Consider the following 15760-nt stretch of genomic DNA (forward strand, 5'->3'; position numbering starts at 1 on the left):
TCTGCTTTTCATATTTATATTGTATAAACATAATGACTAAAAAAATTATTGCCAAAAAGATTATTGCCTTAGTAGGGCGTCCAAATGTTGGTAAATCAACGCTCTTTAATCGCTTAAGCACACGTAAAAAAGCTATTGTTCATGATCTGCCAGGTGTTACTAGAGATAGGAAATATACGGATGGTAGAATCGGTTCGTTTGAGTTTTCGCTTATTGACACGCCAGGGCTTGAAGAAAATCCTGATAGTTTTGGTAAAAGACTAATGGAGCAAACTACTAAAGCGATAAATGAAGCAGATTTAATTTGTTTTATGGTGGACGGTAGAAGCGGAATATTGCCTGATGATAAATTACTTAGCGATTTTGTTAGAAAATATAATAAGCCGGCGGTATTAGTAATTAACAAATGCGAAAAGGCTTTTGATTTTGATAAGGAATATTACAAGCTTGGGTTTGATAGTATGGTTGCTATCTCTGCCGAACATGGCACAGGAATGATTGATTTATATGATGAAATTATTGCCAAACTACCCGAAGAAAATTCAGAAGAGGCAGAAATACATGACCCAATTAAAGGGGATTGTCTGCAAATAGTAGTAAGCGGTAGACCTAACGCCGGAAAATCTACTTTTATAAATGCTTTAATTAATGATGAAAGGTTACTAACCGGACCGGAAGTAGGAATTACTCGTGAATCAATTGAAATTGATTGGCAATATAAAGGTAATCATATCAAACTGATTGATACGGCAGGACTTCGTAAAAAAGCTACTATTACAGAATCTTTAGAAAAATTATCAGCATCAGACGCTATTAATAGCATCAAATTTGCTAATACTGTGATTTTAATGATTGATGCCTTATCGCCTTTGAAGCAGCAGGATTTAAATATTGCAAGCCATGTAGCAAACGAAGGGCGAAGCATTGGTATAGTGGTCAATAAATGGGATTTAGTTAAAGAATCCGAGAAAGAAGCATTTAAAGAAGAGTTTTATTATCAGATAAATAATCACCTGCCGCAGATTAAAGGCGTTCCTGCCTTATTTATCTCAGCAAAAAATAAACAAAATATAGCCGATGTACTGGATAGCTGTATTAAGATTTATAAAACTTGGAATAAAAAAATCACTACCAGCAAATTAAATGAGTGGCTTAATTTTACTACCGAAGCACATCCATTGCCTTTGCAAAAAGGTGGTAAGCGAGTGCGTGTAAAATATATGACGCAAACAAAAACTAGACCGCCTACATTCAAATTATTTTCTAATAATCCAGAAAAAATTACCGATAGTTACACAAGATATTTAGTAAATAATATGCGTGAAGCTTTCGATATGCCTGGTGTTCCTATTAGATTCATCTACATAAAAACTAAGAACCCTTACGTATAACGTCATTGCGAGGAGAAACTGTAAGTTTCGACGAAGCAATCTCTGGAGCCTTGCTTCAAGAGATTGCCTCCGCCCTGGGTTTTGCCTATCCTCGCAATGACGCTAATTTCTTAAAACAATAAACCGTTCCATAAATCTGATAAAAATTCCTCTACAGGATATATTATGACTTTTTGATCATCGAATTTTATAACACGTTTATTTTCTTCAAGGCTAACTACAATAGAGTGTTTAGGATTATATTCTTTTGTAAATTCTATAATACTATAGTAAATTAAGTTGAGGTTTGAGTATAGGGATGATATATATAAAGGAAAATGCCAAGATCATATAGTCAAGATTTTAGAAAAAGAGTTATAGGATATGTAGAAAGAGGTAATAGCTGCAATAGCACTGCGATAAGATTTGAAATAGCAGCAAACACAGTAAGGAATTGGTATAAGAGATATAAGTCCGAAGGACATTATTTAGCAAGAAGAATAGGAGGCAAAAAAGGACGGGTAACAAGTCAAGATGTTGAGTTGTACGTGAGTTCTAATCCTAATTTCACATTATTAGAAATGGGTACGTATTTTAATATGAGTTCTGTGGGTGCGTATTATTGGTTAAAGCAACTAGGTTTTAGCTATAAAAAAAAGACTTTTCCTACTTGGAAGCAAGTCAAGAAAAGCGAGATAAGTACCAAGAGGTCATAAAAGATACACCAATAGAACATCTTGTATATATTGATGAAAGTGGTATTGAGATAAATATCTGCAAAGATAGAGGATGGGGCAAAAAAAGCGAAAAACTTATTGGTAAAAAAAGCGGTAAATATTACAACAGAACAAATATCATAGCTGGTTATGTTAATAAAGAGTGTATAGCACCGATGATATTTAATGGAACATGTAATAGACAATTATTTGAAAGTTGGGTTGGAGAATTTTTAATAAAAGAGCTAAAACCTGGACAAGTTGTAGTGATGGATAACGCTGCTTTCCATAAGTCTCAAAGGACCAAAGAACTAATAGAATCAGTAGGTTGTAGGATAATATTCTTACCACCTTACTCCCCTGATCTAAATCCAATAGAGAAATTTTGGGCCAATATGAAGCGATGGATTAAAGCTAAAATTACTCAATTTGATCAATTATATAATGCTTTAATTCAATTCTTTAATACGCAAACTTCAACTTAATTTACCATATTTAATTCTTTTTTATGCACAGAAGAGCTAATTTTAACTTCTATAGCTGCCTCGCCTTTCCCGATAATAAAATCTACTTCCATTCCGCTTTTAGTATAGCTTAATGCGATAAGATAGTGACTTAGAGTATGAGTTAGATTATACTAAATGAAAAACTTATGGCAAAGGCATATTCATACGATTTAAGAATACGAGTAATAAAAAGTTTAACAGATGGTAAAACAATAAAAGAGACTTCTGAGATATACTCTATTAGTAGGAAGACTATAATAGAATGGAAAAAATTAAAGAAACAAACCGGCGATATCAAAGCAAAAAGTGGTTATCATACAGGACATCGTAGAATAATAAGAGACATAGAAGGATTTAAAAAATTTATAGAATTAAATTTTGATAAAACCACCATGGAACTAGCTAACAACTGGAGTCAAAAAGTATCTGCAAGTACGATATCAAGATTGCTTAATAAATTAGGTTATAGTTATAAAAAAAACTTTTCTTCATCCCAAAAGAGATGTTGGTCTAAGGAATGAGTTTATATTGAAACTAAAAACTATAGACAAACAAGATTTAGTATTTATCGATGAATCTGGGATAGAAGATAATAGCTGTAGAGAACACGGGTGGAGCATTATCGGTCAAAGATGTTATGGTGAAAGGGTCTATCAATATAAATCACGGATTAGTATGATTGCTGGGGTGTCTGCCAAAGATATTATTGCCCCAATAATATTTGATGGGACATGTAATAAGGACATTTTTGAAACTTATGTACAAGAGATATTGATCAAAGAGTTAAAGCCTGGTCAGATAGTAGTAATGGATAATATTAATTTTCATAAAAGTACAAAAGTGAAAACGTTAATTAAATCTGTTGGTTGTAGTATTTTATTTTTACCAACTTACTCTCCTGATTTAAATCCTATTGAGCATTACTGGTTTAAAATCAAGAACGAAATAAGAAAAACTGTTTATAATTTTGAGCACTTTTTTGATGCGGTTTACTATGCTCTTGAAAAAGTCACTACCTTATCGCATTAAGCTATAAATTAATGTCTAAACCTTATTGCTTTTTGCTATACGATAGAATCAATGCTAAAGAGGTTTAAGTGGAATTACATATCATAAAAACAGAAGAAGAATATAATGAAATTTTGAGAGAAATTGACAAGCTATTATTTGCACCTGTAAACTCAGCAGAAGCAGAGAAGTTAGAAATATTATCTTTGCTAATAGAAGATTATGAGAATAAGCATCATAAAATAGACATTCCTGATCCTATTGAAGCTATAAACTCTAGATTAGAGCAGTTAGGGCTTTCTCGTAAGGATTTAGAAAAAAGCATAGGTTCTAGAAGTAGAGTATCAGAAATTCTTAACAAAAAAAGAACATTAACTCTACCTATGATTAGAAAGTTACACAAAGAATTACATATACCAGCTGATATTTTAATTCAAGAGTTTGAAAAAAACGAGCTTAAACAAGCTGCAAATCAGATAAGTTCTCTATTCCAAATATAGTTATTTTTTCGGCTTTTTTATAGGTGTTATTGCCACTAGTTATGATATATAAATGTTCTAATTGTAAGTCAGCAAGAACAGTGTGTATTGATTTTGTAATGTTGGGAGCGTCAGAATTTTTTACTTCAAAGCCGTATTTTTTACCATTCTTAATAACTAATAAATCCAATTCTGCTCCTGTTTGAGTTCGCCAAAAGAAATATTCTGCATCTATTTTAAATTTACGTATTAATTCCTCTATTACAAATCCTTCAAATGATAAGCCTCGTTTAGGGTGAACATACCAATCATTTTCGTTAACTCCTAGTAACGCATGTAATATCCCACTATCTCGTATATAAACTTTCGGTGCTTTAACTTGACGTTTTGAAATATTTTCATGCCAAGGTTTTAATAATCTAATCATGAAAGTTTGCTCTAATATTTCAGTATAACGTCTGATAGTCATATCAGTTAATCCAAGCGATCTTCCAAGTTCGCTATAATTTAGTAACTGTCCATGATTATGGGCAAGCATCATCCATAATTGCCTCATTAGATGCGGATTAAGGGATATTCCAAGAGCAGGTAAGTCACGCTCAATAAAGCTAGTAATGTAGCTGTTACGCCATCTAAGGCTTAAATCATGATTTTTTGCTAAATATGATTTTGGAAATCCGCCTCTTAGCCATAATTCTTTGACGCTATCTATTTCTGTTAAATTAAAAGGTGTAAGTTCTGTATATTCAATGCGACCTGCTAATGATTCTGAGGATTGTCTAAGTAATTCACCTGATGCACTGCCTAAAATTAAGAATTTTTTGTTCGAATAGTCAGCAAGAACACGTAAATAAGGGAAAAGTTCCGGTTGCCTTTGAATCTCATCAATAACTATTAATCCATCTAGTGCATCTAGAGTTGCTTTAGGGTTTTTAAGCTGATCTAGATGGGATGGATCTTCTAAGTCAAAAAAGTAACTCTTTATATCACTATCAAGCTGCTTGATATAAGAATGAGCTAAAGTAGTTTTGCCGCATTGCCTTGGACCAAGAATGGCACAAATAGGGAATATTTCAAAGGAGTCTTTGATATGTTCTAAATAATAATCTCTGTCTATCATCCTTGCAATTTCATAATGAGACTTTGAATTTACAATATAATTTTAGTGAAATTATAACAAGAACTTTCTTATTTTTATGAGTATTTTTACTTTAATAGTGTAATAATTACTTATCGTCTGATATTTTTTTCAGATACTTGTTGTCTTTCTTCTAACACTTTATTTGTATGTCGTCCTACTGGTTTTTTACTAAGCGTACTTGTTCCTAAATTAACTATACTTTTTGCTGCTAATCCTAGAACTTTTGGGTCTGCTAACAACTTAAATGCCGGTACTATAACTCCGCCATATTCACGTTTATTGATCTTATCAGCAATTTTAATTAATTCAGGTGCATGTTTACCGGCTAGTTCTACTAATTTTTTACCTTCTAGTTTTAATTTTTGTCCTATTGGTTTTTTATCTAAAAATTCTTGTACAACAGGTCCTAATTTATCTGCATAATCTGTTAATAGTTTAGGAATATCTTTCTCAATTATCTTATTTATTTCTGGGTTATCATTTTTAATTTGTATTAAGGTGCTAAGTAATGCTTGTACTTCTGCTTTTTTTTCTTCTTTTGGAAGTGACTTAATTAATGCGGCTTTTTGCATTATATCGGCAACTTTATCACTATCGGAAAGAGTAAGATTAGCAAGTTTAGTAATTGATGGCATAGCATCTTGTAAAAAAGGCATTGAAGCCTTTGCTACTTTATGTATAAATTCTGGATCTTGTCCTGATGATGCTATTTTTTCGTCACTATAGGATGCTTTAAAACATCTAATATATTTTCTTGATTATTCTCTAAATATTTTGGCAATTCTTTTTCTAAAACAGAGGATAAATTATCTAAAATAGATTTAGCATTTTTAACTAATTTCGCTACTTCAGGCTTGTGTGCTTCCAATAACATTTTTTTATCTTCTACGCTCAGTCCTTCCATATTTAGATTAATGTCAGACCAGCGTTTATTTTCCTTGAATTTATTTAAAGCATCTATAGCTAACGGAGCATTTTGTACCAATGCTTCACTAGAATTTGCAAATAATGCTACTGTATTTGTAATTAATTCAGGTTTAGCAATTTTTTGTACTTTGTTATTTAGGATGTTTTCGGCAAACTGAGCTATTTCTTTTTGATTATCAGGGTTTTTTAAGAAATTTACTAAATCTTTTTTAAGAACAGTGCTTACTTGATTTGAAGTAATAATCTCACGTATATTTTGTAGTATATTAGCTTGAGATGATTCATTTTTTTGTTTAATATTTTTATATATTTCTTGCACTTTTGGATTTAGGTCATTTTCTAAAGCTTTAGATATTATATCTACTCCAACTGTAGATAACTCTCTGATAAATTTAGGACTTATGCCATCCAGTACATTTATTTTTTCTGTTTCGGAAGTTTGAAAATTCTTAGTAATTTTACCAAGTCGTTTATTTAAAATAGGCGTAAGAACATAGGGAATAATAGTAGATTCCAAAATAGCTTCTTTAGAATTATTTGATATTGTTTCTGAATGTAAAATATTAGCACATTTTTTTACAAGCGATTCTGCATCTTGTACCATTTTGCTACCCGCTTCAATAGAACTGGCACTATCAGCAGCATTCTTGGCAGCTTTTAAGTTATTAAATTCTGTTATAAGATCAGGCAAAACTTGAGCAGCTTCCCACGTGAATTGTAAGGCACTAGCACCATCGCTAACCGCCTGAGTAACTGTTTGCATTATACCTAAATTACCTTTATTAAGGTCTAAATATTGTTTATTTAATTCATCATATGTTTTATTACCGGTTTCGATTCCAAGAGCTGCCCAACCTGCTTCTAAATAAGTAAGATTCTGATATTCTTCATCAAGCTGCTGTTTTATTTTATCAATGGATTCCTGATCCTGGCTCTTAGACATATTAAAACCTTTATATAATTTAGTTAATATTAGTTTACTATAATTATCTAAAGGTTTACAAAATTTTACTTTTTAATTTCTGTTAATCTTTAAGGGTATGGTTATATTACAATAGTTTTTTATTATAATTTTTCCATTTTATCATATAATTCTTCTAGATAATGCTTTATTAATCTTAGCAGTTTTGCTTCAGGGCTTAAGTTTTTGACAGCCCATTTTTTAATCCAAGGTTCAGCAAGTTGCCACATATTAACATTCTCATCTAATTGTCTGCCTATACCTTCGACCATTATTAAAGTTTTTTGCAATAGTAATAAATTCGGCTGCACTTCCATACCAAAATCCTCAGTAATTTTAAATAGATGAGCAAGTAACTTACCAACGGAAATATTTTTAGTAGGTGCACCCACGACTGGTTCGGTAACAGCTCTACAACTTTGGGCAAATAAATCTAAATTGGTATCTGTGGGGACGTAATCGGCTCTTAAATGTACTTTAGCAACTAATTTATAATTGCGATTTAAAAAGCCGAATAAGCTTTCGGCAACAGCTAAGCGATCTTTTTCCTTAAGTCTGCCCATAATACCAAAATCAAGCAAAATTAGCTTACCTTGCTTATCTACCAAGATATTTCCTGGGTGTAAATCAGCATGGAAAAAGCCGTCTCTATAAGCTTGGTTAAAGAACATTACGGCAAAGTCTTGAGCTATTTTTGCTGGCTCTAAACCCATTTCTTTCAATATCGAAGTATCATATATAGAAGTGCCATCTAACCACTGTGTAGTTAGTATATTTTCTGATGTTAAATCCCAATATATTTTAGGAATTATTACGTTATGATCTTTACGCATATTATCAGCAAGCTCTGAAGCAGCAGCAGCCTCGAGGCGTAAATCAAGCTCAAATTTCATAGTTTCATGAAATTTATCAACTACTTTAATCGGTTTTAGCCTTTTGGCTTTAGAGAATTTTGAGGCAATCTTTGCAAGGAAATATAATAGCTTAATATCCCTGTTATATTTTTTATGAATATCAGGACGCAATATTTTAACTGCTACATACTCACCTGTTGCAAGTTGTGCCTTATGTACCTGCGAGATTGACGCAGCAGCTATGGGTGTGTCGTTGAAGTGTAAGAAAGGGATAGCGTCATTGTGAGCAGTCGTAGACTGCGTGGCAATCTTTTGTTTATTTGCTGAGATTGCTTCGTCGACATAAATGTCTTCTCGCAATGACGTTACTATCCCTCTTGCCACCTTACTATCAAATGGTGGTAATTTATCCTGCAACAATCTTAAGTAATATGCTATTTGCGTTCCTACTAAATCGGCTCTAGTGGAAAGCGTCTGCCCGAATTTTATATAAATCGGTCCAAGGCTATTTAAAGAGTCTATTAAACGTTTGCCGTAATCTTCTTTTGATTTTTTTAATAATGAGAATGGAGCAAAAAATAATGCTAATACATAACCAATAAATTTAAAATTGCTTGGAATTTTCACATCGTGTGTATTAGTCAAAATTTGCTTTTTGCTAATGATATAGAAAATACGTAGTAAATTAAAAAAATTACAAATCATAACTTATATGCACTGTGGATAGCAACAATGCCTCCACTTAAATTTTTGTAATTAACCTCTTCAAAGCCTGCTTCTTTAATCATTATTCTAAACTCATCTTGTGATGGGAATAAGTCTATACTCTCAACTAAATAATCATAAGCTTCTTTGTTACCAGTAATTACTTGACCGATTTTAGGAATAACATTAAATGAATAAAATTTGTAGAAATCGTGTAACAAACTTTCTTTTACTTTAGAAAATTCAAGGCAGACAAACTTACCCATCGGTTTTAAAACCCTATAAGCTTCTTTTAGAGCTTTATTAATATCAGGAACGTTTCGAATCCCAAATGCAATGGTATAATAGTCAAAGCTATTATCAGGAAATGGCAATTCTTCGGCACTTGCTACAGTAAATTTAAGGTTCTGAAATAGGTTTAGATCAATTGATTTTTTCTTAGCCTGCCTTAGCATCTCTTCATTAATATCACTTAAAGTTAAAGAGATATTATTACCTCGGTCTTTCGATTTTTTAGCAAGCTTTAAAGCAATATCGCCGCTACCGCTAGCGACATCTAACACATTAGAGTTAAGATTAGGAATTTGTCTAATAAACTGATCTTTCCATAAGCGATGCATTCCAAAGCTCATAAGGTCATTCATTAAGTCATATTTATCAGCAACGTTAGAAAAAACGCTATTTACAAGCGATTGTTTTTCGTTTGCTTCTATTTTCTTAAATCCAAAATTTGTTTGGTTCATGATTATACTCGTTTTATTTGAAAAATTGGCTCTAGTCAATTGATCCTCATCTTGTGCTTCGTTGTTCGTCGACTCGCTTATTATTATAAGCTTCGCTCCTTATGCCTGTCACAAAATGAGGCTGAATTGACTAATATGCTGTCTTTTGCTGATAATACGCTGCGGTTATCAGCTTCAAGCCGCCTTGCTCTTTTCCAAATAAAACTTCGTCTATCCAACTCTTTATTTATTAGTAATATATATGTTATTTTCAAGTTCATCGAGTATCTATTCATCCCGTAATTTAGCTTGATATTCTAAACTATCTAATTTCATATCTTTCCATATACCAAAAGCAGATTCAAAACCTTTTCTGCTTTCGGTATCATCAGTAGAATAAGTAGTTTCCATATGTATAATTTATAATTATCTGATATAGTATAAACATAAAATTATTAAAATAATAGTAAAAATGCCGGAACTTCCAGAAGTAGAAACTTTAAAAAACTCCCTAGAAAGTAAATTAATAGGGCTTGTTATAAAGAAAGTGGAGTTTAAAAGAGATAACTTGCGTTATAAATTATCTGCTGATTTAGCTGACCAAATCACAAATACAAATATAGTAAATGTAAGGCGTCGTGCTAAATATTTAATAATCGACTTTGATAATAATCATTCTTTGATAATTCATTTAGGTATGAGTGGTAGGTTTACTTTGCAACAAAATAATTATGAAGTCAAAAAACATGATCATGTAGTTTTTAACTTAAGTAATAATGAAAAACTGATTTTTAACGATACTAGAAGATTTGGGATGATTTATAGCTTGCATACTGAGCTTTTGGAAAAAGATTTTTTTGTTAATCTAGCATTAGAGCCTTTATCTGATTCATTTGAGCTTCAATATTTAAAGAGTAAGCTGGTGAATAAAAAAGTACCAATAAAAAATTTACTCATGGATAATAGAATTGTCGTTGGGGTTGGCAATATTTATGCTTCTGAAAGTCTTCATTTAGCTAAAATTCATCCTGATAAATTAGGTAAAGATTTAAATGATAATGAGATAAAGAATTTAATCGCAGCAGTTAAGAATGTTCTATCTAAAGCTATAATTGCTGGCGGAACTACTCTTAAAGATTTTGTTAATGGTGATAATAAACCAGGTTATTTTACTCAACAACTTATGGTTTATGCAAGAGAGGGGCAAGAGTGCCTAGGCTGCTCTAGTAGCATAATTAAGACAAAACACTCAGGAAGAAGCACTTTTTATTGCAAAATCTGTCAAAAAACTTGACTTATTATTTAAGGCCATCTATAAAGCCTCTCATTATTTACTCAATTAATAGTTGAAATCATATGAAAATAAAGCCGGTTATTATGGCAGGTGGTAGTGGTAAAAGATTATGGCCTTTATCTGCTAGTGATAAACCAAAGCAATTTAAGAAAATATTAGGTGATTTAACTTTATTACAGCAAACTTTAATCAGAAATAAATCTTTAGGGAAACCTACAATAATTACCTTGAACCAATATGAAGAAATTACTAAAAAGCAAGTAGCAGATATAGGAATAGAATTTGAACTCATTACCGAACCGGAACAGAAAAATACAGCAATTTGTGCAATTATTACGGCTCTGTCAGCTAAGGCACAAGGGTTTGATAGGTTAGTATTGCTACCGGCAGATCATCATATAGAGGATGAGGAGAATTATTTTAACACCATAAATAAAGCTTTATGTTATGTTGAGCAATATGGGATTTGTATTATCGGTATTCCAATAAATAACGTAAATACCGAATATGGCTATATAAAATCAGGACTTTCGATTGCAGAAAATATTTACCAAGTTGACAATTTTATTGAAAAACCTGAATTTAAGGAAGCAGAAAGATATTGTGATAGTAATGAATATTTTTGGAATTCAGGAATTTCTATATATGATATTAGTTTTTTCTTAAGTTTATCAATGAGTTTGCAACCTCAATTATTTAAAATTGCAGCTGAAGCATATGATAGTGCTATAAAAACCGAAAATAATATAGTAATAAACTCGCCTATATATAACGAAGCTGAATCTATTTCAATAGATTATGCTATAATGGAATATATTTCGCAAATGGCTATGGTCAAGGCAAATTTTACTTGGAATGACCTTGGCAGCTGGGCTTCTTTATTGCAATTAAAACAACAAAATATAAAAGATAATTACTGCGAGGGAAATGAAAGAATTAGTAGTACTACTAATTCTTTCATTAGTTCTAATAGTAAAGTAACAACAGTAATAGGGCTTGATAATGTCATGGTTATCAATACTATACATGGTCTTTTAGTCGCCAATAAATCAAGGATGACTGAAATAAAAGAATTAGTAATAAAGATGGGAGAAACTTGAAATGACTAGATGTAGTAATTTAGAAGTACTTAATAATTTAATGCATAAATCGTATAAATTAAAGCCTCACAACAACATACAGCAAGCTAAAATCTTGTTTAAAGCTCTTCTTATGCCACTTTAGATTCGTCTATGATAAATTATGAAAATTTTGCAAATAGCTTTATAGTAAATATTTTATCTTTTGAAGGAGGGGTTAATAAAATATTAGAAAGTCTTAAGACTGATATTATGAGCAAAGATGTTGAAGCTTATTATGTTCTTGCTAAGGTTTATGAGATAGGCTTTTTTAATCAGCAAAAAGATGAATATAGTTCTATATTATTGACATTGATAGGTTATAAACTGGGAAGTAGAGAGTGTAAAAAAATTATTGAATCTGAACCAGAAAAATATTCAATATTAGAATATACAGCTAATAATTTTATTGAGAATTATTTAGGAAAAAATTTGCCTACTTGTTTTGATGATGCAGTATTATTAGCTGCTTCGCCTCTTTCACATTGTGAAAATATTAGTAATAGTGACGTAAGTGGAAATGAAAACTATTTTAATCATTCTGCTTATATTTCTGATATTCCAGAATTGTTAGGAAATCAATATTGAATATGGTAAATTAAGTTGAAGTTTGCGTATTAAAGAATTGAATTAAAGCATTATATAATTGATCAAATTGAGTAATTTTAGCTTTAATCCATCGCTTCATATTGGTCCAAAATTTCTCTATTGGATTTAGATCAGGGGAGTAAGGTGGTAAGAATATTATCCTACAACCTACTGATTCTATTAGTTCTTTGGTCCTTTGAGACTTATGGAAAGCAGCGTTATCCATCACTACAACTTGTCCAGGTTTTAGCTCTTTTATTAAAAATTCTCCAACCCAACTTTCAAATAATTGTCTATTACATGTTCCATTAAATATCATCGGTGCTATACACTCTTTATTAACATAACCAGCTATGATATTTGTTCTGTTGTAATATTTACCGCTTTTTTTACCAATAAGTTTTTCGCTTTTTTTGCCCCATCCTCTATCTTTGCAGATATTTATCTCAATACCACTTTCATCAATATATACAAGATGTTCTATTGGTGTATCTTTTATGACCTCTTGGTACTTATCTCGCTTTTCTTGACTTGCTTCCAAGTAGGAAAAGTCTTTTTTTTATAGCTAAAACCTAGTTGCTTTAACCAATAATACGCACCCACAGAACTCATATTAAAATACGTACCCATTTCTAATAATGTGAAATTAGGATTAGAACTCACGTACAACTCAACATCTTGACTTGTTACCCGTCCTTTTTTGCCTCCTATTCTTCTTGCTAAATAATGTCCTTCGGACTTATATCTCTTATACCAATTCCTTACTGTGTTTGCTGCTATTTCAAATCTTATCGCAGTGCTATTGCAGCTATTACCTCTTTCTACATATCCTATAACTCTTTTTCTAAAATCTTGACTATATGATCTTGGCATTTTCCTTTATATATATCATCCCTATACTCAAACCTCAACTTAATTTACTATAGTGTAAAATAATCAATTTACTAATAAAATATTTATAATTTAATAGTTTAATTATTGACTTGTTTATGTATTCCCTATATATCCCTAATAAATGAAGAGTATAAAAAATTAAAATTTTCTTTTATAATACTACTTTTAAAAGAAAAGGATTATGTACCTTAATTTATTTAAAATAATGATGTTTAAGCTCCGTCATTAACATAAATCTATTTATACGTTAAGTAGCAGCGGAGTTAATTTAAATCACAGAATTGATTTCTATGTTACTAAAGAAACTAAATCATATTGTGAGTTATAACATGGAAAATACAACAGAAGAACAAATATTATTATCTGAATCTGAAATTGATGAAGAAGAGAAACGACTAAGAGCAGAAGATTCACGCAAACAACTCAAAGCAATATTAATAACTCTTGCAATTATTTTAACTAGTTTTTTAACGTTTACTTATTTCTTTTTTAATTATATTGAAGAAAAAGCAGAAGAATATAAAAAACAGCAAGAGCAAGAAGCTCAGCAAGTTGAAACTCAAAAGATAAAAGAGACTAAATAAGGTTTAATGTAATTCCCGCAAAAGCGAGAAGGCATTGCTTGTGTGAATACCAAATTGTCATTGCGAGTGGGCTTTGTTGCGTGGATTAGTTTTTCCCTGTCCATCTGTTCACGGGATTTAGCTCCTTGTCATTCCCGCATAGGCATTGTTGCGTAGATCGAAAAATACCCTTAATGTCATTCTTAGCTAAAAGCAGGAATCCAGAAAAATAAACATAAAAGTAGCAAATTTTTAAAATTAAAAGCTCGATTTATACTAGATTCCTGCGATCAACGGAATGGCATCGAAGCCACGCGGGCAAGCCTTAAGCGGGAATGACATACAGGGTATTTTTCGATCCACGTGGGCAAAACTAGTCACTCCCAATTAATCAGCTTTTTAAAGTAATTGATTTTATAAGACCAAAAGTAATTCTCATCTCTTTTTAAGACTTTTATATCTAAAGCGAAATCATTTTCATCATAGATAAAAATTTTAATTAGCTTGAGATATGATAAAGCACCAAGGATAATAGAGCGGAATAAACCCAGGAAAGATTTTAAAGGTTGCTTATCAATTATAAGTATAATTTTATTGCATGGCGATTTGAATAAACTACGAATTAGAGTATAATAAGCATAAGATTTATAGGGTTTCTTAGCTAAGATAAACTCTATCATTAAATCCCTATCTATGCCATTGGGATAGATTCCCCGCAATAATTCTTCGCTTTTAATAATAAAATCTAAATATGGTTCAATAAGAGCTATTCTTTTTTCTACAATATTGTTCATAACGGTTTAATCTCCTTTAAACTTAAATTATTCAAGTAATTAACCACCACAAAATATTTTATGGTGGTTTATGTATTTAATAAGTATCTAAAATGATGCATAGTTTTAGATATTGTAAGGAGGTAACGATGGTGGTCAGGTTATTAATATAATTATAATTAATGAACCGTGCCCCGATATGTTACTCCTTACTTCCTTTGGTTCCGAACAATCAATAGAGCAAGGGGTTATTCACTTGATCTTAATGGTTGATCGTGAATAACCCCTTAGCTCGTACATAGAACAGGAGAGAAAACATGACAAAGAATATTTTTATAGGTATAGATGTATCTGAGGATACTTTAGATATATGGTTACACCCGTTGAATAAATATAAAGTTTTTGATAACAACCAAAAAGGAATTAATGAGCTAGTCGAATATATAGCGGATTATAATATTGCTAAAATTGTAATTGAAGCTACCGGAAGACTTGAATATGAAGCAGCAAATACTTTACAAAAAGTTGGATATTTAGTCTCAGTAGTTAATCCTTATTTTACATCAGCGTTTAGAACTATGAGAGGTAAGTTTACCAAAACCGATACTATTGATGCACAAATGTTAGCATTATTTGCAGAAAAAATGAATCCTGAATCTAGAAAAGTGGCGAATGAAATAGAAAAAGAATTAAAAGAGCTTACAGCTAGACGTAACCAACTAATTACTATGATAGTATCTGAACGCAATCGCTTACGTAGAGTTACTAATCAAAAAATAATTAATAGTATAAATAGTGTTATTAATTTACTTAATGATCAAAAAGAAGAAGTGGAAAAGCTTATATTATATCATATTTTAAATATAGAAAGTTATAAAGAAATATATAATTTACTTATTACTATCCCGGATATTGGCTCGATTATAGCAATAACCTTAATTACAGAGTTGCCAGAGCTTGGTAATTTAAATTGTAAACAAATTGCTTCTTTAGTAGGAGTAGCACCTCACTGTAAGGAAAGCGGTAAAACAAGATTTAAAGCAAAAACTAAAGGTGGTAGGAAAACGGTACGGGCGGCATTATATATGGCTGCTGTTACATCTGTAAGATGTAATTGACTAACGAATATTAGAAATACCCT

General features: G+C 31.2%; 20 protein-coding genes and 1 pseudogene. 11 read left to right on the forward strand and 10 right to left on the reverse strand.

The annotated features are described in order from the left end of the window. Positions 1 to 47: 47 nt before the first annotated feature. From der to ACICQC_RS01500, 5 genes are all read left to right on the forward strand, one after another. Entirely contained in the window at positions 48 to 1391 is a 1344-nt protein-coding gene (der, locus tag ACICQC_RS01480) for a ribosome biogenesis GTPase Der (RefSeq protein ID WP_395477758.1), read from the forward strand. A gap of 317 nt (positions 1392 to 1708) precedes the next feature. Further along, positions 1709 to 2086, forward strand: coding sequence for an IS630 transposase-related protein (locus tag ACICQC_RS01485; protein WP_395476240.1), 378 nt, complete (start codon positions 1709 to 1711; stop codon positions 2084 to 2086). After that, positions 2041 to 2571, forward strand: coding sequence for an IS630 family transposase (locus tag ACICQC_RS01490; RefSeq protein ID WP_395476845.1), 531 nt, complete (start codon positions 2041 to 2043; stop codon positions 2569 to 2571). Before ACICQC_RS01485 ends, ACICQC_RS01490 begins: the two co-directional genes overlap by 46 nt. 167 nt (positions 2572 to 2738) lie before the next feature. Further along, a protein-coding gene (locus tag ACICQC_RS01495) for an IS630 family transposase (protein WP_395477130.1) occupies positions 2739 to 3621 on the forward strand; the annotation gives its coding sequence in 2 pieces (ribosomal slippage) (positions 2739 to 3065 and positions 3067 to 3621; 882 coding nt in all). Between the two features lie 68 nt (positions 3622 to 3689). Further along, positions 3690 to 4100, forward strand: coding sequence for a type II toxin-antitoxin system HigA family antitoxin (locus ACICQC_RS01500; RefSeq protein ID WP_395477131.1), 411 nt, complete (start codon positions 3690 to 3692; stop codon positions 4098 to 4100). Here ACICQC_RS01500 and ACICQC_RS01505 read toward each other — a convergent pair. The 7 genes from ACICQC_RS01505 to ACICQC_RS01535 all read right to left on the reverse strand — a co-directional run bounded on the left by ACICQC_RS01505 (position 4057) and on the right by ACICQC_RS01535 (position 9800). Beyond that, positions 4057 to 5199 carry an ATP-binding protein gene (locus ACICQC_RS01505; protein WP_395477132.1) on the reverse strand — a complete coding sequence of 381 codons (1143 nt, stop codon included), beginning with the start codon at positions 5197 to 5199 and terminating at the stop codon, positions 4057 to 4059. The two genes, ACICQC_RS01500 and ACICQC_RS01505, sit on opposite strands and share 44 nt — an antisense overlap. A 110-nt stretch (positions 5200 to 5309) precedes the next feature. Next, positions 5310 to 5876, reverse strand: coding sequence for a hypothetical protein (locus ACICQC_RS01510; RefSeq protein ID WP_395477133.1), 567 nt, complete (start codon positions 5874 to 5876; stop codon positions 5310 to 5312). Between the two features lie 50 nt (positions 5877 to 5926). Continuing rightward, positions 5927 to 7090 carry a hypothetical protein gene (locus tag ACICQC_RS01515; protein ID WP_395477134.1) on the reverse strand — a complete coding sequence of 388 codons (1164 nt, stop codon included), beginning with the start codon at positions 7088 to 7090 and terminating at the stop codon, positions 5927 to 5929. Positions 7091 to 7212: 122 nt separating this feature from the next. Then, positions 7213 to 8667, reverse strand: coding sequence for a 2-polyprenylphenol 6-hydroxylase (ubiB, locus tag ACICQC_RS01520; RefSeq protein ID WP_395477135.1), 1455 nt, complete (start codon positions 8665 to 8667; stop codon positions 7213 to 7215). Beyond that, entirely contained in the window at positions 8664 to 9410 is a 747-nt protein-coding gene (ubiE, locus tag ACICQC_RS01525) for a bifunctional demethylmenaquinone methyltransferase/2-methoxy-6-polyprenyl-1,4-benzoquinol methylase UbiE (RefSeq protein WP_395477136.1), read from the reverse strand. Before ubiE ends, ubiB begins: the two co-directional genes overlap by 4 nt. Before the next feature lie 83 nt (positions 9411 to 9493). After that, the gene (locus tag ACICQC_RS01530; RefSeq protein WP_395477137.1) at positions 9494 to 9670 is read right to left on the reverse strand and encodes a hypothetical protein; all 177 of its coding nucleotides are present in this window, start codon (positions 9668 to 9670) and stop codon (positions 9494 to 9496) included. 7 nt (positions 9671 to 9677) lie between these two features. Next, positions 9678 to 9800 (reverse strand): hypothetical protein, encoded by a 123-nt coding sequence (locus tag ACICQC_RS01535; RefSeq protein WP_395477138.1) that lies wholly within the window; start codon positions 9798 to 9800, stop codon positions 9678 to 9680. Positions 9801 to 9861: 61 nt separating this feature from the next. Between ACICQC_RS01535 and mutM the strand changes: the two genes are divergently transcribed. The 4 genes and pseudogenes from mutM (at position 9862) to ACICQC_RS01555 (ending at position 12389) form a co-directional block, all read left to right on the forward strand. Then, positions 9862 to 10683, forward strand: coding sequence for a bifunctional DNA-formamidopyrimidine glycosylase/DNA-(apurinic or apyrimidinic site) lyase (mutM, locus tag ACICQC_RS01540; RefSeq protein WP_395477139.1), 822 nt, complete (start codon positions 9862 to 9864; stop codon positions 10681 to 10683). Between the two features lie 68 nt (positions 10684 to 10751). Next, a pseudogene (locus ACICQC_RS01545) lies at positions 10752 to 11522 on the forward strand (mannose-1-phosphate guanylyltransferase); the annotation flags it as partial. Beyond that, the gene (locus ACICQC_RS01550) at positions 11514 to 11783 is read left to right on the forward strand and encodes a hypothetical protein (protein ID WP_395477759.1); all 270 of its coding nucleotides are present in this window, start codon (positions 11514 to 11516) and stop codon (positions 11781 to 11783) included. The pseudogene ACICQC_RS01545 and the gene ACICQC_RS01550, both read left to right, overlap by 9 nt. 132 nt (positions 11784 to 11915) lie before the next feature. Beyond that, on the forward strand, positions 11916 to 12389 hold the full coding sequence (locus ACICQC_RS01555; protein ID WP_395477140.1) for a hypothetical protein: 474 nt from the start codon (positions 11916 to 11918) through the stop codon (positions 12387 to 12389). Between the two features lie 10 nt (positions 12390 to 12399). Here ACICQC_RS01555 and ACICQC_RS01560 read toward each other — a convergent pair whose 3' ends face one another. Both ACICQC_RS01560 and ACICQC_RS01565 read right to left on the reverse strand, forming a co-directional pair. Beyond that, complete coding sequence (locus ACICQC_RS01560; protein WP_395476239.1) at positions 12400 to 12930, reverse strand: IS630 family transposase; 531 nt, start codon at positions 12928 to 12930, stop codon at positions 12400 to 12402. Beyond that, on the reverse strand, positions 12885 to 13262 hold the full coding sequence (locus ACICQC_RS01565; protein ID WP_395476240.1) for an IS630 transposase-related protein: 378 nt from the start codon (positions 13260 to 13262) through the stop codon (positions 12885 to 12887). Before ACICQC_RS01565 ends, ACICQC_RS01560 begins: the two co-directional genes overlap by 46 nt. Before the next feature lie 350 nt (positions 13263 to 13612). Between ACICQC_RS01565 and ACICQC_RS01570 the strand changes: the two genes are divergently transcribed. Further along, entirely contained in the window at positions 13613 to 13867 is a 255-nt protein-coding gene (locus ACICQC_RS01570) for a hypothetical protein (protein ID WP_395477141.1), read from the forward strand. A 356-nt stretch (positions 13868 to 14223) separates the two neighbouring features. Here ACICQC_RS01570 and ACICQC_RS01575 read toward each other — a convergent pair whose 3' ends face one another. Further along, entirely contained in the window at positions 14224 to 14640 is a 417-nt protein-coding gene (locus ACICQC_RS01575) for a hypothetical protein (protein ID WP_395477142.1), read from the reverse strand. Between the two features lie 296 nt (positions 14641 to 14936). Here ACICQC_RS01575 and ACICQC_RS01580 point away from each other — a divergent pair, with 296 nt between their 5' ends. Next, complete coding sequence (locus ACICQC_RS01580; protein WP_395477143.1) at positions 14937 to 15737, forward strand: IS110 family transposase; 801 nt, start codon at positions 14937 to 14939, stop codon at positions 15735 to 15737. Positions 15738 to 15760 lie beyond the last annotated feature (23 nt).

The organism is Rickettsia endosymbiont of Pantilius tunicatus (assembly GCF_964291875.1).
GTDB lineage: Bacteria > Pseudomonadota > Alphaproteobacteria > Rickettsiales > Rickettsiaceae > Rickettsia.

Coding starts and splice junctions, on each gene's coding strand:
- ACICQC_RS01485 (WP_395476240.1), top strand. CDS start 1,709: ATGCCAAGATCATATAGTCAAGATTTTAGAAAAAGAGTTATAGGATAT.
- ACICQC_RS01505 (WP_395477132.1), bottom strand. CDS start 5,199: ATGATAGACAGAGATTATTATTTAGAACATATCAAAGACTCCTTTGAA.
- ACICQC_RS01510 (WP_395477133.1), bottom strand. CDS start 5,876: ATGCCTTTTTTACAAGATGCTATGCCATCAATTACTAAACTTGCTAAT.
- ACICQC_RS01515 (WP_395477134.1), bottom strand. CDS start 7,090: ATGTCTAAGAGCCAGGATCAGGAATCCATTGATAAAATAAAACAGCAG.
- ubiB (WP_395477135.1), bottom strand. CDS start 8,667: ATGATTTGTAATTTTTTTAATTTACTACGTATTTTCTATATCATTAGC.
- ubiE (WP_395477136.1), bottom strand. CDS start 9,410: ATGAACCAAACAAATTTTGGATTTAAGAAAATAGAAGCAAACGAAAAA.
- ACICQC_RS01530 (WP_395477137.1), bottom strand. CDS start 9,670: ATGAACTTGAAAATAACATATATATTACTAATAAATAAAGAGTTGGAT.
- ACICQC_RS01535 (WP_395477138.1), bottom strand. CDS start 9,800: ATGGAAACTACTTATTCTACTGATGATACCGAAAGCAGAAAAGGTTTT.
- mutM (WP_395477139.1), top strand. CDS start 9,862: ATGCCGGAACTTCCAGAAGTAGAAACTTTAAAAAACTCCCTAGAAAGT.
- ACICQC_RS01550 (WP_395477759.1), top strand. CDS start 11,514: ATGGTCAAGGCAAATTTTACTTGGAATGACCTTGGCAGCTGGGCTTCT.
- ACICQC_RS01555 (WP_395477140.1), top strand. CDS start 11,916: ATGATAAATTATGAAAATTTTGCAAATAGCTTTATAGTAAATATTTTA.
- ACICQC_RS01565 (WP_395476240.1), bottom strand. CDS start 13,262: ATGCCAAGATCATATAGTCAAGATTTTAGAAAAAGAGTTATAGGATAT.
- ACICQC_RS01570 (WP_395477141.1), top strand. CDS start 13,613: ATGGAAAATACAACAGAAGAACAAATATTATTATCTGAATCTGAAATT.
- ACICQC_RS01575 (WP_395477142.1), bottom strand. CDS start 14,640: ATGAACAATATTGTAGAAAAAAGAATAGCTCTTATTGAACCATATTTA.
- ACICQC_RS01580 (WP_395477143.1), top strand. CDS start 14,937: ATGACAAAGAATATTTTTATAGGTATAGATGTATCTGAGGATACTTTA.